This is a genomic window from Olsenella sp. Marseille-QA0557 (assembly GCF_965119725.1).
Classification (GTDB): Bacteria; Actinomycetota; Coriobacteriia; order Coriobacteriales; family Atopobiaceae; genus Coprovicinus; species Coprovicinus avistercoris.
Genome location: NZ_CBCPMI010000001.1, coordinates 1,721,839 through 1,743,379, shown reverse-complemented (window position 1 = coordinate 1,743,379; position 21,541 = coordinate 1,721,839). Strand labels below are relative to the sequence as shown.

9 protein-coding genes, 2 tRNA genes and 1 pseudogene are annotated in these 21,541 nt (G+C 45.8%); 6 read left to right on the top strand and 6 right to left on the bottom strand.

The genetic code is table 11. The annotated features are described in order from the left end of the window. Positions 1-8: 8 nt before the first annotated feature. Positions 9-1,706: a proline--tRNA ligase gene (locus ACQY6Y_RS07910; protein WP_428379965.1), complete on the top strand. Its 1,698-nt coding sequence runs from the start codon at positions 9-11 to the stop codon at positions 1,704-1,706. Between the two features lie 125 nt (positions 1,707-1,831). Here ACQY6Y_RS07910 and ACQY6Y_RS07905 read toward each other — a convergent pair whose 3' ends face one another. After that, entirely contained in the window at positions 1,832-4,903 is a 3,072-nt protein-coding gene (locus ACQY6Y_RS07905) for a mechanosensitive ion channel domain-containing protein (RefSeq protein ID WP_428379793.1), read from the bottom strand. A gap of 12 nt (positions 4,904-4,915) precedes the next feature. Further along, entirely contained in the window at positions 4,916-5,770 is an 855-nt protein-coding gene (locus ACQY6Y_RS07900) for a transporter substrate-binding domain-containing protein (protein ID WP_428379792.1), read from the bottom strand. 285 nt (positions 5,771-6,055) lie between these two features. Here ACQY6Y_RS07900 and ACQY6Y_RS07895 point away from each other — a divergent pair, with 285 nt between their 5' ends. The 5 genes and pseudogenes from ACQY6Y_RS07895 to ACQY6Y_RS07875 all read left to right on the top strand — a co-directional run bounded on the left by ACQY6Y_RS07895 (position 6,056) and on the right by ACQY6Y_RS07875 (position 7,834). After that, positions 6,056-6,448: a hypothetical protein gene (locus ACQY6Y_RS07895; protein ID WP_428379791.1), complete on the top strand. Its 393-nt coding sequence runs from the start codon at positions 6,056-6,058 to the stop codon at positions 6,446-6,448. A 103-nt stretch (positions 6,449-6,551) separates the two neighbouring features. After that, a pseudogene (locus ACQY6Y_RS07890) lies at positions 6,552-6,692 on the top strand (LysR family transcriptional regulator); the annotation flags it as partial. A gap of 117 nt (positions 6,693-6,809) precedes the next feature. Continuing rightward, positions 6,810-7,436 (top strand): LysR substrate-binding domain-containing protein, encoded by a 627-nt coding sequence (locus tag ACQY6Y_RS07885; RefSeq protein WP_428379964.1) that lies wholly within the window; start codon positions 6,810-6,812, stop codon positions 7,434-7,436. A 164-nt stretch (positions 7,437-7,600) separates the two neighbouring features. Further along, a tRNA-Ala gene (locus tag ACQY6Y_RS07880) sits at positions 7,601-7,676 on the top strand. Positions 7,677-7,758: 82 nt separating this feature from the next. Further along, positions 7,759-7,834: transfer RNA gene (locus ACQY6Y_RS07875), tRNA-Ile, on the top strand. Positions 7,835-7,925: 91 nt separating this feature from the next. Here the strand turns inward: ACQY6Y_RS07875 and ACQY6Y_RS07870 are convergent. From ACQY6Y_RS07870 to ACQY6Y_RS07855, 4 genes are all read right to left on the bottom strand, one after another. Then, complete coding sequence (locus tag ACQY6Y_RS07870) at positions 7,926-8,408, bottom strand: hypothetical protein (protein ID WP_428379790.1); 483 nt, start codon at positions 8,406-8,408, stop codon at positions 7,926-7,928. A gap of 394 nt (positions 8,409-8,802) precedes the next feature. Continuing rightward, complete coding sequence (locus ACQY6Y_RS07865; RefSeq protein ID WP_428379789.1) at positions 8,803-9,492, bottom strand: NYN domain-containing protein; 690 nt, start codon at positions 9,490-9,492, stop codon at positions 8,803-8,805. 758 nt (positions 9,493-10,250) lie between these two features. After that, entirely contained in the window at positions 10,251-10,589 is a 339-nt protein-coding gene (locus tag ACQY6Y_RS07860) for a hypothetical protein (RefSeq protein ID WP_428379788.1), read from the bottom strand. A 247-nt stretch (positions 10,590-10,836) separates the two neighbouring features. After that, complete coding sequence (locus ACQY6Y_RS07855; RefSeq protein ID WP_428379787.1) at positions 10,837-21,375, bottom strand: SpaA isopeptide-forming pilin-related protein; 10,539 nt, start codon at positions 21,373-21,375, stop codon at positions 10,837-10,839. Positions 21,376-21,541: the final 166 nt, after the last annotated feature.

The following is a 21,541-nucleotide window of genomic DNA, read 5'->3' as shown; positions in this document are numbered from 1 at the left end:
ATCAAAGAATGAGTCGTCTTTATGCTCCGACGCTTAAGGAAGATCCTGCAGAGGCTGAGCTTGCGAGCCATCGACTTCTTTTGCGTGCAGGCATGATTCGTAGAACCGCTTCTGGTTTGTATAGCTATCTTCCGCTTGCTTGGCGCTCTCTTCGCAAAATCGAAGAGGTTATCCGTGAAGAGATGGAAACCATTGGTGCTCAGGAAATGCTCGTACCTATGCTCACCCCTGGAGAGCTTTGGCATGAGTCGGGCCGCTGGGATGCCTACGGACCAGAGCTTATGCGCATGCATGATAGGCATGATCGTGAGTTTTGCCTTGGTCCTACCCATGAAGAAACGTTTACAGATCTCGTAAGAAATGAACTGCGTTCTTATAAGCAGCTTCCAGTAACGCTCTATCAAATTCAGGATAAATTCCGTGATGAGCTTCGTCCGCGTTTTGGCCTCATGCGTGGCCGTGAGTTCATTATGAAGGACGCCTATTCATTCTCGGCAACGCAAGAGTCTCTGCAGGAATGCTATGACCAGCAGAAGGCCGCCTATGCGCGCATTGCAGAGCGTTGCGGTATTCGCGCATTGCCCGTCGTTGCAGACTCTGGACAAATCGGTGGCGACACCTCTGTTGAGTTTATGGCTCTTGCGGATGCGGGTGAAGCTGCTCTTGTCTGGTGTGACTGCGGCTTTGCAGCCGATGTTGAGGCGGCTGCAACCACTGTTTCTGTAACAGAAGGCCCCGGGGATGGTACGCTCGAGAAAGTGTATACGCCTGGCCTTGGTACCATCGAGGCAGTGGCATCTTTCTTTGGATTCCCTGAGAATGGTACGCGTAAGTCTTTGGCGCTTATCGCTGAGGATGGCACACGCGTCGTTGCGATTGTTCCGGGCGATCACGAGCTCAATGAGATTAAAGCAGTACGTCTTTTTGGCGATTATCACCTCATGAGTGATGAGGAGCTTGAAGAAGCCGGTCTGCATAAGGGCTTTATCGGGCCTGTTAACCTTCCTCAAAACATCCGTTTGGTGTGTGATGAGTCACTCAAAGCCTCCAAGAGCTGGACATGCGGAGCAAATGAGGTTGATTATCACTTTACGGGTGCCTGTCCTGGTCGAGACTTTGAAGTTGATGAATGGGCAGATCTTGTTTCTGTGCATGAAGGAGACCCATGTCCTCATTGCGGCAAGCCGCTTAAGGGCGCACGCGGCATAGAGATTTCTCAGGTATTCCAACTTGGTACAAAGTATTCTGAGGCCATGGGAGCCACCTTCATGGATGAAGATGGGCGTGAACGTCCATTTCTCATGGGTTGCTACGGTATTGGCGTGTCTCGTACGTTGGCAGCCGTTGTTGAGCAGCATAACGATGAGCATGGTATTTGCTGGCCTGTTTGTGTAGCGCCATATGAGGTAGAAGTGGTGCCTCTGGACGTTCATGATGAGGTAGTGTGGCCTATTGCAGAGAGCATTGCTCAGCAGCTTGTAGACCTTGGGATTGAGGTTGTTGTAGACGATCGTAAAGAACGCCCGGGAGTGAAGTTTGCTGATGCCGACCTTATGGGCTTCCCATATCAGATCGTTTGCGGTAAGAAGGCCATTAAGAATGGCAATGTTGAGGTAAAAGTGCGTGCAACGGGAGAGAGAAACGAAGTTCCTATTTCCGAAGTAGCGTCCATGCTTGCCGAGATGGTTATTCCACAGCGTGCATAGAGCATGGTACTTATATACTACTTACCACCTTTTCAATGAGCTTTATAGAAAGAAGGGCATCATTATGATGCCCTTCTTTGTTTGTAATGATGATATAGATAACACTATAGAGTTATATTGACCAGCTATTTATTATCGTTGCCAATATCTTTTGATGATGAACTCTGACTCTTTACGAAATCATCTGCTTCTTGCAATTCCTCGTCATCTTTCAAAGTTCTGACGTTCTCTTCGGCATCTGTGTGAATGAATTGTTCCTGATAAGGCGCGATGTTATATCGTGTGAGCATAAGACGCATTTCTCGCTTAAGATTGCGCTCTAAAGCACCACGATCTTTTTCATTGCAGCGGGCAACAATACGTAGCGTCATTGTTGAGGTGCTCAGTGCTACAACCCCCTTATAGAAGGGACCATCGAGCACAAGAGGTTGACGCCCTGCAATACGGGGGAGTTCTTTCTTTAAGATTGTTTCCAAATACGGGAGATCTTCACCAACAGTAATTTCTATATCTACACTGGCATATGAATCCATCTTGGTTCGATTGATAACGTTAGAGATTGCGCTATTGCGTAAAACAATTACGTTGCCATCGCCATCGTTTATCTTGGTGGTACGTATTCCAATCTCCATAACCGTACCGGTGTTGCTTCCCACAGAGATTCGATCTCCTACACGGAATTCCCCTTCAAAGATAATAAACAGGCCACACAAAAGGTCTGTTACCAGATCTTTTGCACCAAAACTGATTGCTAGGGTAAGAAGACCAGCGCTTGCAAGAAGTGTTGCGGTATCAACTCCAATAGTTGAGAGTGTCCAATAGAGTGTTCCCAAAATTGAGCCATATTTTGTAAGGCTGAGGAGCAATCTACAGACTGTCTCACCTCGTGCAGAGAGAATACTAGAAAGCAAATGAAGTATGCGTTGGATGATCCATGAGATGGTAAAGATGACGCAAGCCGTCATTATCGCTGCAGTTATGGCGAAGATATTGAGTCCACGTTCCCAGCCACCGCCGAGAATATAGCCAAATACAGACTCTGAATCAAAAATCTGCTTCTGAAATAGCACGGATAAGAAGATGGCTATAACACCAATACTCATAAAAAACTTTAGAACAATCGAGAGCTTTTGTTCAGGTGTCATATCATCCCAGGCAAGTGATTTATTAAGCCAGCGACTGGCGGCTGACTCAGTGCGTGCCATACGGCCTGACGGTGTCTCAATATCAAAGATATCGGGTTTGTCAGATGTATCCGAAGCACTGGCCTGAATTTGTGGTGCATTCTTTCGTTCAAGAGTAACAACGCAAAAGACAACGCACATACAGATAACAGCAATGGATGTAATGGTTATTGTCAATGGTATGCGTTGTGCCATTGGCTCACCTTCAGGGCCTGCTACATATAAGTAATAGTCAGGTGTTTCAATTGATGAAGCAAAATATGACGATCCATCAATGGTGAGGTAGTCATCATAGCCGCCGCGTATCTGATTTTCAGTAAGACCTGCATCAGTGGCCTTTGCTCCAACAAGAAGAGGGTTGGGGAAAGACGCAATGGTTTTATCGTCTTTATTAATCGCAAATGCAAAGCCATTTGAGCCTATTTGCACCCCTTCAAGCACGGTATCAATTTGAACACTTTGAAGGAGCGATTCGAGTCGACTGGCTCGTATGCCTATTTGAACAAAGCCATCTACATATCCATCATTATCGTACGTAGCTACACCTACGTATTGTTTGAGTTCTCCTGTCATCTCATCGTTCATGGGCTCTTGAACATATTCATCAACGCCAGTTAATAGCTGATGAAACGGATATGACTGATCTTCGGGATCGTCGGATAGTTGGAAATGTTCATAAGGTGCATTTGAAGCAATGAGGGAACCTGATCCGTCAAACAGGTACACATTGGCAACCTGAAGCACATTGGCAAGTTCCTGCATGTCTTGCTTGTTGGCAAGCTTGGGATTTTTTTCAAGAATGTATGCAGCTACTCGTGCTTTAGAGAGGTAGCGCCTGTTGTATTGCTCAGTTAGCTCTTTTGCTTGCTCATCGGTTCGTTCAATAGTCTCAGCAATATCCTCAGCACGCGCTTTATTTGTGACTGACTGGGCAGACAAGGAAAAAAGCGTTTGCATATAGAACGAGACTGCAGCAACAGCAATACAACCAACAAGACTGAGAATTACTGTTCGTTTACCCACTGTTTTGTGATAGCGGAATACACCAAAGTCCCTGAATTCTTCTTCGTTATCTCCGTCCTTTTCATCAGCATGCATAACAAAGACGCCATACAGAGCGACGGTGGCCATAACTGCTACTAATACAAAGAGAATAACAGCAACGGTGATAGAAGCAGTCTGTGTAAGAGCGCTCTCCGGGACTGCACAGATATAGTAGGTGTTGCCGATAAGGGCTACATGCGCATATATCCGTTTGCCCGCAAGATTCAGCCAGCCTGTAAAGCCATCTTCGAGGTTTTCTACATCGATCCCTTCGCTCAGGGCATCGGTGCCAATGAGCGACTCATCTGGATGGTATTCCACAACATAGGTTTGCGCCGAAAGGGCAAAGATATAGCCATCTTGGCCTACGGAAACATCACGCAATACGCTTGCAGTAGAATCCGTTTTCTCAATGAGCTCACGCAATTCAGCAGGGTTTTGTTCGATAACAACCATGGTTTTGTCATCAAGACGTGCTGCGTAATACCGCATGAGCCAATTTTGGTCTGGCAATTCGATCTCAACTGCTCGTGATGCCTCATGAGTACTAAAACATTTACGTAAATAATTAAAACGAGCGCTAGAAAAATCTGCTTGAGTCTTTTCGGCTTCTGCAATGATAGTGCCGTCACGTTGTACTACCAAAATGTTATCAACTTCAAGCAATTGTTTAAGTTCATCCATCTTGGCATCAGTTGCCTCGAAGCCGGCATCATTTTGAGCCATAAAGGAAACGCTTTCTGCCTTTGATTGATAGATCTCGTCAAAGGTTTTTTTACTTTCTGCGGCTTCGTTACTTGCTGTTTCAAGAATCTCTGTAAGGCTTTCAGCTTTCTGTGACATTTCTTCCTCATAGCTTGCAAGCGTTAAATTTAATTGCAATCTATAAAGCAAAAAGCCGGAGATAAGAGCGGCAACAATAACAACTAGTGTAAGAAGGACAATCTTATGCTTTAGTTTCTGAGACACGATTCATCCTCCTTAGTTCCACTTGTCAATAAGAGCGTCAAGGGTGCCATCGTCTAACATTTCTTGAACGGCCTCGGCGATCTGGCCAGAAAGTTCAGAACCCTTTTGTGTGGCGACACCATAAGACTGTTTTGCTACTTCAAAGTTTTCGAGGATAATGCGTTTATCATCCATATAGGTTTGAGCAATCGCACCATCGAGCACCATTGCATCAATTGTTCCTACCTCTAATGCATCAGATAATTCTTGATAAGAAGGCAGTTGAAGTAACTGCCATGTGTCGAATTGCACATCAGAGTTATCTTCGTTATGTGCCGTGTCGATCCCGCTGCTAAAGCCAATTTCTTGGAGTTTGATGTTTAATAGAAGGGCAGCATTTGATCCTGCCATTGTTCCAAAGGTAAGCCCTTTCATCTCTTCAATACTGTCAATCATTGAAGATTTTTGAACCACTGCAATAACAGAGTCATTGTAATAAGCAGGGGAGAAATCAAAGTTTTCAAGTCTTGTTTCTGCAATTGAATAGCAGGCACAAATACAATCAATATTTCCTTCAAGAAGCATTTCTTTACGATCATCTGGTGTAACCGTAACGAATTGAACTTCTCCAAAGCCTAATTTTTGAGCTATTTCGTTAACAAGATCAATTTCTAGGCCATAGTATTTGTCAGTCTGTTCATTTAGGTAGCCGAACCCCACAACGTCTGCACGTACACCGGCTCGTAAAACACCACCATTATTCAGTGAAGAATTATGCTCGGCTGAATTTGTTGTAGTAGGCGACTGACAGCCTGTGGAAAACAGTGAAGCAGCCGACATTCCTAGTGTGACTGCTAACAGGCCAAAAGATCTTCGTGTTAAGTTCACGCTATCACTCCAACTCTTTTGAATTCATCCTCAAACCTTTGTATTGTGCCGAACCTGAAAAGAACTGATGAGGGAAGGTCATGAGGCTTAAGTGTTGGTTGAAGCGAATGCGTTAATAGAGAAGGTGGCATTAAAAAGCAAACAGAGCAGTGGGTTCAACACTTCTTTGAATCCACGTGTTATTGAGTTGCAACGTTTGTAACAATCCGTAAACCTTTTCTATGAGCTGAGTTTTATCGGTTCATTTATTTATGGCAAACACAAAATAGAATAGAGAAAACAACTATGCCTAAAATGATTAAAGGTTTAAGCCTTTTTATGCTTGTGATTGCAGTTATATATCTCGCAGTCGGCTTTGTTATGGTATTTAACGCCCAGAGCGCCCCTGTGATTTCTGGTGTTGCAAATTCAGCTATAGCAGCAGAAGTTGGGGGAGTTATCTTCTTAATTAGTGGCTTCATCTTTTTTATAGATGCAATTCTTGGTTTCCGCAGCGCCAAAGATCCATCGAAATCTAAAGCTTACATCGTGCTTTCAACTCTTATCGTGATTGTAAATATTGCTGAATATGCAATGGTTACCTTTGGTGGCACTGGTAGTAGCTGGCAATACATCGTCATTGCTTGTTTATCGTTGTTAGGTGCTATTTTTGCACGACGCGCTCGCAAAGATCAGTAAAGACCATCAGATCTCATTGCAAGTCACATCTCTTTGCATTAATTAAAAGCTATTGCGAAAGGTGTTTCCCTTGAACATTCGGTAGCTCTTCTACTTTTGTGCAGCAGCTCGACTTGGTAGTTTTTCTCATGCGGCATCTGAACTTGGTGTATCTGTTCAGGCGGTGTCTAAAGCCTTAAGTGAGCTTGAGGAAGAGTTGGGAGAGCCGTTATTTTTTCGCGGCAGTACCGGTTCTCAATTAACAACATTTGGTGAGGCATTATTTCCATATGCAGAAAAAGCAACTGTCTCTTTTAAAAGAACGAAGGAGTTTGCGGATACAATTATTAACTCAAGTTCTAAACGACCAAAAGCAGATCTTGTGCTAATAATTGGGGCTCCGCTCTTTTTTAGTCATGAGAGATTTTGTCTCGGTCTTGAAAAATTCTTATCGTTGCATCTACAGTGTAATGTTCGAGTTTCTATGCGGTATCAGTCCGAAGCGCTTCTCGCGCTAAAAGATAATCTTTGCGATGCTTTAATTACTATTGGCAACTTTTCAGATGATGATTGTGATACCACGCCAATAGGTAAAGTTTCTACAGCCGCTTTCTTTTCAAAGAATCATCCACTCAATGATAAGAAGTTCGTATCAATCAAAGATCTCTCTCAATATCCTGTAATCAATTCATCCGCCATTGCTGGATTTTTTGAAGTAGTAACTGGCGCTTATAGACGTTGTGGTCTCACTTCGCCCGAGCTTATGGTTTTAAGCGAAGAGGAGTATCAGGATGCAACTCTGAACAACAATGCCTATGCTCTTGGTATAGCGGTTTCTGCGTTTGGAATACCTGGGCTTTCAGAAATGCATCAGATTGATCCTGATGAAGTTGTTTCAGTTTCAATTAGTCGCGCGATTCTAAAAGATACGCATACTCCAGCTTTAGATAAACTGGATGCATTCTTTACCAGCAAATCCTTCAATTTTCAAAACCTTTTGCGTATCTAATGAGATGCCGTGTTTCAAAGGTGTGCTGACAAGAGAATCAATGGGTAAGTGAGTTTTTGTTTTATAGATAGTCATAAGTTAGGTATTGAAGGTATTGAAAATCTTTTCAAAGTTTTGCTTGACGTAAATTTTGGTTCTGGTATATTAGTTCACGCACCAAGCAAGGGGAATTAGCTCAGCTGGGAGAGCGCATGACTGGCAGTCATGAGGTCAGGGGTTCGAACCCCCTATTCTCCACCACAAGTTACGGGCGGCGGCTCTGGCCGTCGCCTTTTTATTACTTGTAGCTTGCATCTAAACAGCTTTTGTCTGTTTGTATTGAGGGCCTATGGCGCAACGGTTAGCGCAGGGGACTCATAATCCCTGGGTTGGGGGTTCGAATCCCTCTGGGCCCACCAACTTTTCGCAGGTCAGGGGCTATATTTCCTCTGGCCTGTTTTTGTATCGGTTGCTAAGAGTTGCTAATAGTCATACCTTATATTCGATAAATTAGCCTATATTCTGCATTTTTATACGCAGTGCATCGACAGAATTATCCATCGCTGCAGATGGTTTGAGGTAGTGCGTATAACCTGTTTGCACGTTTGTGCGCCCATGAATACGCGCATTGAGGGTATCGAGAACTCCTGCATCCTGGAGCATGGTTTCATGGACGGATCGCATGTCTTTCATACGTGTGTATGGCATGCCATAAAGCGGGTTATCTTTCTCAAATAGACAACGCCACCACTTACGCGAGCGACCCGGATAAAGCGGCCATAATGGAGTTCTTGGTCCTATCATTGTCTGCTCGTATAGCTTGCTCGCAAACGGATCTGGTATAGGTACAATGCGCGTAGAGAAGGCGTTCTTTGTTGCCTTCAAACCGTCTTTCTCAGTCCACGCCTTAGTTATGGATGCATGAGCTATAACGCCTTCCGTACCGTCTACATGAGTTATAGGGGAGAACGTTATATCTTCGCACCAAAGCACGAGAGCTTCTTTAACGCGAAGGCCGCCACCAACTAACACAAGCCATAGCGGTTCAATTTTGTCCCCGTGTAAGGGACCCATGAAATAGGGACAGCAGTCAGCGATAGTACGCGGATCGCCTTTAGAAAGGGATGCTCTATTTCAAACACTAGGCAGCTATGCCTTTTTCAGCGCCGTCTGTGGTTTCATGAATTGTTCTGGTCACTCTTCTTTATTGAGCGTTTGATTTATAGCCACAGCCAACTGTTATTTTCCATACACCCGGCCTAAACTCTTTCTTATAGCCGAGGCTTGAACAGGGACTCTTCTATTTTCGGGGGATAATGTAGTTGCCCCTTTCGAGTCGAGGTTTTCCCTTGCCTACGTGCTGCAACACTAGCGGGGGATTTTTTGTCTACTCATCATTCTTCTTGTATGGCTTCTTTACCGGGTCGTTGTCAACAAATGACTCTTTGCCGTCGATATGTTCCATCAGGTCACTGCTAATGGAGTTGCCCATAGGATCGAGAATAAAGTCAATTCCTTTTCTGCGCGCCGCTTTTGCAGCGGGAACAAAATCACTATCTCCAGATATCAAGATAATTTGATTAACAATTCCTTCATAGGCAAGAGAAGAAATATCGATTCCCATTCTCATATCAACGCCCTTTTGCATGAATGAAATACGAAAATCTTTCTCGGATAAATCATCAACAGTTATAGAACTGGCACACAACTTTTTTACTTTGTCTGGATCAAGCATGAAATGTGGCTTTACGTCAGATAGTTTCCCCATGCGCAAGGCGACTTTTCTTTTTGTTTTTAGGGCATTGAAGAAGCCTAGTGTCCAAGCGTAAGTTTCTAGCTTGCCGAAATTAATATTCTGCTTCAGGAGCGGGTGATAAACAGTGCTTTGTACAGGTGGACAGTCATAGTAGAAGATCCTGTAAAGCTCTCGCTTTGAATTGCCATCTCTTTTATTGAGGTGCTTGAAAACATAAGCGTTTAATTCATTTGCACGCTCTTCAGGAGTTTTAATCCCCCAAAGTTTCCTTGCTCGTTTTCTATAGAATCCACCATCAACAAGAATCGCTGTTTTTGTCATAAGGGACTCCAAAAAATTAAGGCCCTTGCTTACGCACACCGCTTATCAGTGCGGGGCATATCGCATAGGGCCGAATCAATAAATACTTTAACGACCCAAGCAAATATGTGTCAAGAATTATTTACATCACAAAATTACTACTTCGCCTCCTCTTTATCCGCTTGATGCCATACCACAACGTCTAATGGTCACCTTCTATATTCCATGGACGTCTCTGAAAACGTCCTTATATTCGTTAAGAAGTCTCATAATCTCGATGCGGAAATTGCGATGTACATGAGCTGCGAGGTCATCGCCCAGGCCGAGCTGACCGAGTATGAACGAGAACACCTTCTTGCGGAAGCGGCAATATCGCTGTAAGCAGATTTTAGGGAGACTTAACCACACCGCAACTACAAGAACAATCAGGGTAGCAGTATATTTAATATATATAAAGTATTCTCATAATCCTTTGGTTGAGGGTTCGAATCCTTCTGAACCCATCATCATTTAGCTGGTCGAATGTAAAATCCTATTATGAGAATTATCCGCAAGATTGACTGGAGGGAAAGATACTGTCCTTCTTGCTTACTTCTTTCTATTTACTATCCCACCTAAAACGATCAGGAAAACATAGATGGCAGTAACCAAGATTGAGCCATAGAAGATCATGTATAAGAGCGTGAGCATCTGAGGCCCTTTCTATCTTTTTCTTGTCTAATACAAACTACGTCACGTGGCCAAGGTAAGGTCATCTTGCAAAAGCTTTATTGAATCAATCAATCTTGTTTTTGCTCGCGGTATTCACGCCATGTGATAAAAGCAAGGCCAACATATCCAACAAACATGATTGCCAATATAAGGCCTATGCGGGTCATACCTGCAGCAAATGATGCAAACATTCCAACACCGCAAACAAATACGCCATATGCAGATAAAACAGCTCTTTGACCTAATGTGAGACGGGACCCAAAAGAAAAGTTTTCATCTGGAGCATGTGTGTCGGAATTTGAGGCATCAGTTTCTGCAGAAGGCCTCATATCTGGATGCCAAAGTGTGATGGCGAGCTCTTCATGATCTGATTGGCTTTGAGCAGCAGATGAAGTGTTTTCGGTCATATCATCTACCCTCCAATCACAGAGATGCTATCCCTACTTGTATTTTTCTACGTAAGAGAAAGCCTTACAAGGCATTTATAGGCATGTGGTAATGGGTTTTGCTACAAGAGACACATCAAACAGTTTGTTCGCCTTAATTGATACCGAGAGCACCTCCTTCCTGCATACAAGAAGGGCCGCACTAGAAGTAGTGCGGCCCGAAAGTAGCCAGAGGGCTAAAGGGGAGAGGAGCTTCTCTCCTTAGACCTTATGAACGGCGCTTGCGTGCCATTCTCAGGCCTGTAGCAATACATCCGACTGCGAGTGCAGCAAGAACGAAGACGAAGGTGTAGGTCGTTGGATCTCCCGTCTTAGGTATGAACGGTAATACTCCAGAATCCTCACGATCCTCTTCCTCGTCAGGAGGTGTCGTGGTATCAACCGCTGTAATGGCAAGTCCGTTGTCAGATACGAAGTAGCCAGCTTCTCCACCTGTGGTGAGTGTTGCAACTGAACCAGTTGCGTCGCCTGCAAGCGTGCCATCGTCTTGAACTGTGAAGTTCCACTCGCCATCAATTACGTCGTACCCATCAGGAGCCTTGGTCTCGCGAATGGTGTAAGTCTCACCAACAACAAGTCCTTCCAGTGGCACCGTGTTGGTCTCATCAAAGGTAATGAGACGAGGGGCTCCTCCGTCAACAAAGGTTCCGGAGATTTCAAACACTGCACCGGTAAGGGCTCCTCCGTTAGGGGATACCTTGCTCATCGATGCCTCAATGAGGGTGTCAGCCACTGTGATAGTAGCTACGCCGTTGTCGGACATACCAATCTGAACAGCCTGTTTAATCGCATCGGAGGTATCGTCGGCAAGCTGAATACTTCCATCTTCGAATACCAAGATGTCAAAGGCAGGTACCTTCTCGTAGCCAGCAGGTGCTGTTACCTCAGTGACGGTATAGCGCGTGCCTTCAGAAGAGCCGGTTACCATGAGATCGGTAAAGACACTGCCATCACTTGCTGATGTGGCAACCTTTTCTTCTGAACCATCAGGGAAGGTGCCGCTCTCAGGCGTAATACGGAACTGAGCGCCAGCAAGTTCATCACCATCGGTGTTTACCTTAGCGAGCGATATCTTCAGCGGTTCATCGGCAACAACAATTGTTACGTTGTTCTGCTCAATGCTATAACCCGCAGGAATATCACCTGTGACTGCCAAGGTGCCATCTTCGGCAACTGAGAAGGTCAGCTCACCAGTAACCAGCTCATAGCCAGCCGGTGCAACAGTTTCGTGCAAGGTGTAGGTCTGACCGCTCTTAAGTTCGGCTTTCAAAATAAGTTTGCCCTGCTCATCAGTTGTGTAAGAGCGTGTTTCAGATTCGGTTTGACCAGCAAAGACGCCCGTAATTTCAAATTGAGCATCCGCAAGTGTAGTTCCAGAATCCGTGGCGTCTACCTTGACAAGTCCAATCTCGATAGGTTCATTTGTTACCTGAACCTCAAAGCTGTTATCAGCAACCTTGGTGTAACCATTTGGAGCAAGCTGCCCGGTTACGTTGCCGTCGGCATCCACAGAACCAACAACGCTGAGAGAGCCATCGTTGGCAACACTGATGCGCATTGTGCCTGTTACTCGTTCATAACCATCAGGAGCAGTGACTTCTGTGATGTCATAGGAGCTACCAACCATAAGTTGTGCCGTCAGATTGACCTTGCCGTCCTTATCGGTGGTGAGTTCAATTGCGTCCTGAGAGCCATTGGCAAAGGTAGAACCATCGGCAGGTGTAATGCTGAAAGTAGCTCCAGCCAAAGCCTTACCCGGCGTCTCGTCATTCGCAGAGGCGAGCTTCGTTATCTGAAGTTCGACAGGCGTGTTTTCTGCGGTAATAGAAATGTTATTGCCTGCAGTTGTCCAACCTTCAGGAACCTCTCCCTCTACGGTGATTTCACCTCGTTCATCCATATAGAACTTGAGTGGGCTTGTCATATGGATATAGCCCGCAGGTGCCTGCGTCTCGGTAAGCGTGTAGTCCACGCCTGTTATCAGGCCGGCATCGATAAGAGCAACACCGGAATAGGTCGTTTCATCACTCGTTATGTCAGCCGTTGTGTAGGTATGGGTGGAGTTGTTATCCATGCAGAAGCCTGTAAGGGTAAAGGTTGCTCCATTCAGTGGCGTGCCATCAGCAGCACTAATCTTCAGAAGCTGAATATCCATATGGAAGTTTGTCGCCATGAATGAGAACTGGTTATCGGCGGCGCCGTCGCCGTTAAGGTCGGCGCGCTCCCAGTGATCTGGCATATCGCCAACCACCTCAAGATCGCCATTCTCAGCAACTTTAATCGTCAGGATCTCATCTGCAGGATCATAGCCGCTCGGGCCTTTGCTTTCGAAGATCTGATAAGTCGTGCCAACAACAAGCTGACCGTTCAGAACTGCGAGACCAGTGCTATCGGAAGTGAGGGTCTTTGCTGTGGTTGTGTCATCGGCAAAGGTACCATCAACCGGTGTTACCTTAAATTCAGCACCTGCAAGCGGCTGATGAACTTCATTCTGTTTGTTGATCTCAAGACTTGTAGGTTTATTAGGCACCGCATTGGAACCCGTGAGCGAAGGATTGAGATTGTTGCGACCGACAGCAACTTCCTTACTTGTAATGGCTGAACCATCGTTAGCAACACCAATATAACCAGGGGTAGGGGAGGTCTCTACAAATCGATAGGTTCCCCAGTGCAAATTACCAACACTAAGTTGTCCTTTGACGCCGTTTGCTCCCGTGCTTTTAATCCCATCGTTGGCATCGTTAAGCGTGTAGGTTCGCCCTGTTACCAAATTATCGACGACGGTCTTCCAAGTACCACCATCATTGATTTCCAGTCTAAAGGTGGCGTCATTAAGGGCGTTACCCTGATCATCTGTTTTGCTCAGAGTGATTCTGCCTGGTTGTGGGGTATTTGGAATACCCTTGCCATCTTCGAATGTTGATGCAGCGCTTGTAACCGTAAAGTCAATGTCATCTCCATCAGAGACATTCTTGATGTCAAAGGTCTTGTCATCATCGTCGTTATCGATGGTAAACGTTGCGCTGAAATTGTTGGATTCATAGCCAGTATTAGAAAGCTCGGTTAAGACATAGGTGCCCTTCTCGAGATTTTGAAGCGTTAACGTACCGTCCGGAGCAGTTGTATAACGTTTGCTCGTGCTTGAAGTACCGCCTTCAGATGTGTAGACAAGCTGGAAGACAGCCCCTTCGATGGGATCGCCACTCACTGTATCGTACTTATGCAAGATAACCTCAGCCGAGAAGTCCTCATTTCCCATAGTGGCGGATACCGGCGTATTGGTGGCTGCATAGTGCGTATTCTGAGTAATCTCGAGTATCTCACTCTTAGCAGCGTCGCCTTCCGGCATAACAGCACCAGAGGTGGCGTTGGTTTCAAGGAAGTAGTATTTACCTTCAGGCAGACCATCGGAAAGCTTGGTGTACTTGCCTTCATAGGTAAGGTCATGCCCAAGAGTACTTTCAGTATTTATGGGCGTTTGGTTATTAACCGTGGTAACAATACCCTGGTTATTGGTCGTAAGACCGCTTGCTAACAGCTCATCCACACCATCTTGATCCATATCGACTCGATAGAGATCAAACGTGGCGCCAGCAAGGGACTCGGCGTTAGCACCGTTGTAATCCCCATCATCAGAGACGCGCTTTGTGAGCTGCAGTTGTCCGCGGAGCACCGGATCGGTAACCGCAACATTGATGGTATAGATGTCATTTTCTTCTGTGTAGGTGACAGCTGGGGAAGTAGTGGCTGTGCCGTTGGTGTTGATATGAAGGTTTACATCGGCTGCTTGAGCATATCCCTCAGGTACCGTGCCGGTCTCACGAACAATGTAATCACCTGCTGGCAAACCAATAATGAGTCCGTCGTTTCGAGTAATGCCATTCCCATCACCTGTGTTTGTCGTTCCATCAACCCAGGTAGTGGTGGAATAAGTCATGCCATTCGCACCGTTTCTCCAAACAGCATAGGTAGTTTGACCATCCGGAGACAGAACCGAGAGCTCAATGTTAGCCAGTGCTTTAGTTTCACCCGCGAAGTCACTCTTCTTGGTAAGTGTCAAACGCGTCGGTTGATTGGTGATAGTAGTACCTATCTGAGTATCTCCCGCAGTATTTGTTCCGCCTGCACCACTTGTTGCATATAGCGGATAGAAACCTTCAGCAGAGCCAGTACCTTCTTGCTCAGTAGCGTAGTAGACGTAGGCTAGGTTGTTTTCATTTGCGGCAGGCAAATCGCTGTACGTAAAGGTCCAAGTTCCATTACCTTTGTCCTCCCAAGTTGGCTGGACTGGGTCAGAACCATTCTTCATCTTTACAAGCTCGCCTGTTGAGCCAACGGATCCATCAGCGTTCTTAACAGCACGATAGAGAACCATCGTTGGCTTTTCTTCATCAAAACTTGGAATGATGCTGCTGGATCCATCGTCGTTCCAAACCTTTGTGCCTTGGAGATTGACCGTGCGCAAAACATTGGTAAAGGATTGCGTGCTGGAGCCAGTTCCATCAACAGTAGGTGAAACCACGTAGTAACGGTAAGTTATGCCGTTATCGTCTTCAGCAGTTGCAACTTCTTTTGCACCGTCTACGTCATAGCTACCAGGCACTTGCTCAACGACACGATATTGGTATTCGTTTCGGTTCGTATCATATTGGGGAAGGTTATCCCAGGTAACAGTAGCCGATTCATCCTCACTGGAGATGGTTTCAGAAACAATATTTTCATCAAGGGGTGAAGTTGCTTGCTCTTCACCATACTCCATAAGCCATGACCAGGCTGTATCTGGATCTGTAGTGAGCTTCCGCTGAAGCAGATACTTTACTGTCCAAGGATCGCCAGACCTTGGCCTCGTTCCCCATGCATCGCTCTGGTCGTTCCAAGACTTTGATGCAGAAATTGAGGTGCCTTCAAGTGTGTTTGTAATCACACTTGTGAAGCCATCTGTTGCATTGCCTGAGTCATTTTGCGTGGGCTGATAGGGGTGGTAATCCTTGTAAATATCACCATTGTTGACACTGGAGTCTTCGGTTGGTTGTGTAATTGTTTGGTCACCGATAGCTGTTTCGACTATGCGGTATTCAATGCTAAAGAGTTCGCCTTCATGCCCACCAGCGGCTGTACCTCGTCCGCCAACAGGAAGACCAGTCCAAGAGGTGCGCCAGCCATTGGAGTCAGACAAAGTATGTGTGTAATCGGGCGAGGTAGTGCCCTGAGATGCAAGGCTATCACTGTAGCCAAGTTGTTCAAACAGAGCCCAAACATCTGTCCAGCCAATCTGATCTCCATTGGCATAGTTCACTCGTGCCTGGAGCCGAACGGTTACTTCATCAGGACGAAGGCCATAAGGATCATCTCCGTCTACCCATATCTTAGTAACCGCTGCCTGGCCTTCCAATGAATTCACAAGCTGGAATTGATTATTAGAGTTGGCAGAGACGGTTGATGATGGCCCAGTTGTAATCGTGTAATAGTCATCAGCAGTCTTACCGGAATCCCCGAGATTCATTCTGCTTAAATCTTCAGTAATTTGATATTGCCAAGCCGTACCATCTGGCGCCCACTTCTCGAGATTATCGAGAGAAATGGTATAGGTATCGCCAGTGTCTTCAACGGTAAAGTAGTTAGCATCATCAGGATCTTTTGACTGAAGCTGTGTAGTTATGTTTTCTTTTCCACCGTTGCCAATACGATAAACCGTAAGGCCCGCTTTAAACTCTTCGGCGGTCGGACGCAGACCAAAGGTATTACTAAAGTCAACCCACGTCTTAGTGCCAGACAGATCTACATCCTCAGGCTGGTACGTATTCTTAAAGGTCACATCTGGATCTTTGTCATCGCTGAGGACAGTACCAGTGACTTTATCCTGTGACTCAGGACACAAATTGTCAGACTGAGAGCCTTCTGTGGTGGTTTGATCGGCTGTTAAGTTGCCTGTTCCTACATAAGTTGTGTAGCCATTAATATCGCGCTCGACCACATAGTATTGCCAATAACTGCCGTCTGGAGCGTATATATCAAGGTCAGTGAAGGTGTACTGAGCTGTATTGTTAGCAGCATCAGAACCACTCAGAGTTAGGTTGGGATCCTGTGTTTTACCAGCAAGATCGTCGTTTGTAAGCGTATGGCTCGCTACGAGTGCCGGTTTGCTCTCTTGACCCTCACTGTTGATGTAATAGCGATATACGTCAAATGTTGTATTTGGATAGAGATCGCCTGTCTCTCTTCCATCGAAATGCTTCTGAACGGTGAGCTGTCCCGCTTCAGAATCGTACACATTGTTAATTAAGAACGAGCCAGTCTCTCCATGGTGGATAGTGATAACACCAAAGGTAGTGACTTGAGTCACATCTTCAGTTACGCCATCCACTATACCAAGATCGGCATCATCAAAGCCGCCGGGCTGATTATAAAGACCCCAAGGAACCTCAATAGCGCGGTACTGATAAAGATTTCCGTCCTCATCGTAACGAGCAAGGAGCGTTCCTTCTTCCTCTTGCGGGTTTTCACCGTTCTCACCCTCATGGGTTAATGTGTAACTAAATTGGTTTGTCGTAACTGGATTGAGGGTAGAAGTCCATGCCACAACCTGACCTTTACCAGGTTCCCATCCATCGGCAGTCTTAGTGAACGTAAGCGCAGGCCAATCTGCATCAGTGGCAAGTTTCCGCTGAAGATAGATAGTGATGCTTGGCAAATCTGCCTGATCCACATTACCCGGTATATTGCCCCAAAGCTTTGCACCACTTGCAACAAGTGTGCTGGTAAGTGAATTTACAAACGTACCATCCTCATGGATTGCATAGGCAGAACCATTCTCAGTGGGATTTGCATCATCAGCAGTACTATCAACCTTAATTGCGTTTTCTCCGTCACTATCTTGAGGGAGCGTCCCGTAATCAAACTTCACTGGAGCATAGTCGAGTGAATTGCCATCCGCAGACATCGATTCGCTTGCGTAATAAATATATTCATTACCCTTGCTGTCGTAAGCAGGTAGTCCAGCAATAGTGCATTTCTGGTTGTACTGAGGGTTATCAGCTTGCTCAACACCGTCCCACTTATAGTTGATATATCCAGGCACCTTCTCAGCAGCGGAGTATTGTGGCTGATTATTCTCACCAAGCGTTACGGTAACGCGATATAAGGTGAGGTAAATATCAGGACGCTGCGAAAGCTGATCGTTTACGTAATGGTCGTTCCAATTTTTATAGAACGTCACATCTCGATTTGCCTGGCGAGTATTGGTAAAGCTAATCGTCTTTGTGTCATGGAAATGCTGCGCGCCAACGATGTAGTCGCCAACATGTTTCGAAGAGGTGTACTCACCAGCTTTAGTAGCCCACTGCTCAGTTACGTCATAGTGAACGACATTTCCATTGCCGTCATACTTTGGAAGGCCAAAGAAGTGGTACTCGGATTCATTTTCATCATCTGGCGTTGAAATTGTCAGTACAAGATTGTTGCCATCGAGTCGAATATTGTCTTTTGTACTGTTGAGTTGGCGAGCGCCCTCACCAGAGCCATTCATAATGGGAACTTGGTTACCGCCGTCAAGCTCAACCCAAACGTTTCCATCGCCATCAATAGAAAAGACATCGGGTTCCTCAGTGCAACTCAGGACTAATTCTGCGGTAGGACGATCATGCTCAAATCCGTCGTTCCAGGTTTTTGTAACAGTAAGATCCAGAAGTCCCAGACGGCGATTACGTGCACTTACTGCACTCATACTCTCGTTATATGTTGCAGCAGCGTCTTCAGTTGCATAGACCTGATAAATATGGTCGGGCGTAGCAACACGAGACGTATTAGTCATTGCATCGTAGTCCCAACCAGTATTGATCCAGTCTGTATCAATACCGAGATTTTCATAGGTCGTCAGAGCTTCATTCTTTGTAACAACGGGGTAGTGAGTGTCATCGCTACCAACGAGATATCTTTCTACCAGTTTGAAATCTCGATAGGTGAGTCCACCAATGGGAACATCGACTTCCTGGTACCAGGAGTTATCTGTAGAGAGTGTGATGTTAGGAATTACCACATCTCCAGCGTCATATGAATAGAGGGGTTCTCCCTGTTCATTGGTTGTCTGAGATTGCATATGGTGCGTAGCAACAAGATCTACGACAACAGGGAGACGGTGAGAAGCGTCGTTGCCGTCGATCCAATCTTTGGTTACACGGATCTCTGATCCCTCGCCCGGGCCAACAGTATTCTCGATCGTGGTAAGACGGGTCTCCGGGTCATAGGTGCGTTCAGAATGCCATCCACTTGGAGAAACCTCAAGAAGAAGGTAGGAATAGCGCACACCGTTGGCATCATATTTTGGCAATTCGGCAAAATCGAGGTGATAGGAACGAGTTTCCTGATAGGTAGCACCATCAAGACCTTCGATTACGGTTGGAACCGGGTCAGTCAGACCATCCATCGTATATTCGCCAATAAGTTCGCCATTTTGGATGAGCTGAACCGTTACTACGCCTGACGTATCAAGGTTTGGATAATCAGGATAGCCGTCATTTGCAGGCTTAATTTGTGCCATAGAACCATCGGGCTGCTGCCAGTATTTATCAACATGCTCATCGGTAATATTTGAGAACGTGTTTGTGATGGTGTTGGTATCCTCATCAAGGGTTGAGGTGAAATTAAGGCTTTCGAGATCGCCTTCAACATTGGTGAGCTGAAGTGTAAAGGTACCTCCGCCATTATCGTTGCGCTGGAAATTCGTATCCTGATCATTCAGCGTTACGTTAGTTTCAACCCAGCGATATTCAAGCTCTCTACCTTGGGAGTCGTATTGTGGGAACGTGTCAGAGAACGTCTGTGTGAGCGTTTCTGAATACCAACCGGTAAGGGTATGAGTCGTTGAGGTGTCTTGCCATGCGTCTTCTGTTCCTTCAAGTCTGCTTTGAGCAGTAAAGGTAACCTGAACATCCTTTAGAGAATCTTGGAAAGCCGCGATTTCCCACGTCTTGGTAGCTTCAACGGTAACCGTGCCGGTAAGTCGATTGGTGACCGTGCCGCCGTTATAAATAAGCGGGTCGTTAGCTCTATCGGGAGCATTCAAATAAACTGTCTGACCATCTGCATCGGTATAGTTAGGTGCAGTATCAGTTACATTGCCGGAGGCATCAACAGTACCATAGACCTCTTCATAGCCAGGAAGCTTTGTATCCTCGCGCAAAGCATAAATATATGGGTAACCATCGGGGTCATACTTCACAAGGTTATCTATTGCGCTGCCGTATTTATTGCGAAGAAGCTGTCCAAGATCAACAGGATTTGCGCTGTTGGCAGGTACAGTAATGCTGACATACTCCACTGTATTGAGATCAGTATCTGGAGTTGATGAGTTATCCAGCTGTACGGGTGAGGCTTGTGCCGGACCAGAAGTGCCATTGGCAGCATAGCGCCACAGGGTAAACGTTACTTCTCCGCGCTGAGTGCTATTTCCATCAAGCCAATCCTTTGTAGCACTATAGCTCGTATTGCCAATGGGGCGAATTGTCATAGAGCCGTTGTTATAAAGAGCATCTGTTGCACTGCCATGCCCTGAAGTCGGAGAATTGTTATAGGTAGGCTGATAGTGGTCGCCTTGGTCGGTGCCTGTCTGCTGGTCCTCAAACTGTATGTAGTAATCAATTGGCGCGTTTTCAATGGTATACATAGGCAAGGTGGCAGTAATAGTGGCGGTATTGCCATCCTCACTAAAGGCTATGTCGAAATCATAGTCATCATTAGTAGCCATCTGAGTGAGGGTTTGTGAGCCTATTGGTTCGCCGTTCCACTCACTACTGTTATTAATTAACGCAGAGAAGAGAAAATCTTCAGAGTAGTTACCTGCAAGATTATCTCCGAAAATATCTTTGAGCGTTTTATTGCCAAGCTTACCTTGAATGGTAAAGGTATAGCTTCTCTTAAGCATCAAATAGCGTTGCAATAAGGTACTGCCATCACTAGTATTGCCGCCATCTCCCTGACCATACATATAGTTTTCAGGGCAAGAATTACCATCAAAGAGACGCCAGGAGATAGTCGTCGGAGTTACTTCATCGTCATAAACAAGATTGCCATGCTCATCATAAACAAGGTTGCCATCATCATCGCGCTGGGGTGTACTCACCGTTGTATTGAGCGTAGTGGGAAGTCCTGAAAATCGGACAGTCCAATTGTTTACACTCACAGAGTTGACGGTTGCCTGCTTTACCCAAGAAGGTGTTTCCCCTTCAATATGCAGCTCGTCCTTTGCTTGCGAAGTCAGATTGCCGTCTGTATCGATGAGATTGATGTAAGTTTTACCGCCATCCAAAGAGAACTGCGGAATAAAGTTAGGCTTCCACGCATTAATAGTTGGGCGACCCTCGTAATTATTGTCAGCCCAGGTAATGTCCATTGAGAGGGTACCGTTGTAGTCGGCAAATGCATATGAGGTCTTCTCGTCGGTTTCTGCCTGGGTGGAAACATCATTATTAGGAATCACGGCATTGTTTTGAGCATTTTGGTCGGAGGCATCAGGGAGTCCAAGGAGGTCTGCCAGTTCGGAAGCTGAAGGAATATGCAACTGTGCTGTTTGTGTACGACCGTCTTGTGAGGTTTGAAGGACCCATTCCATGTCGTATGCATCTTGATGAACAAGCGACGATGAAACCTGAACATCAAGGTTTATGGACGCCTGAAGAGTGGAGAGGACTTCAAGATTAGAAGAATCAGAAGCAGCTCCAACAAGATACGAAGTGCCTGTGGCGGTATCCACAGGATCAGAGAAAGTAACAATAAGCGAATTATTTTCTACTCGAGCGGTAGCAATTCGAATTGAGCTTGTCGAACCGTCAGCATTGGTTTGGTATACATCAAACTTTGCACTTGCATCGGAAGGGGTAATGCCTTCTGGCAGTTCTACAGAGAAGGAGTCGCCAGCG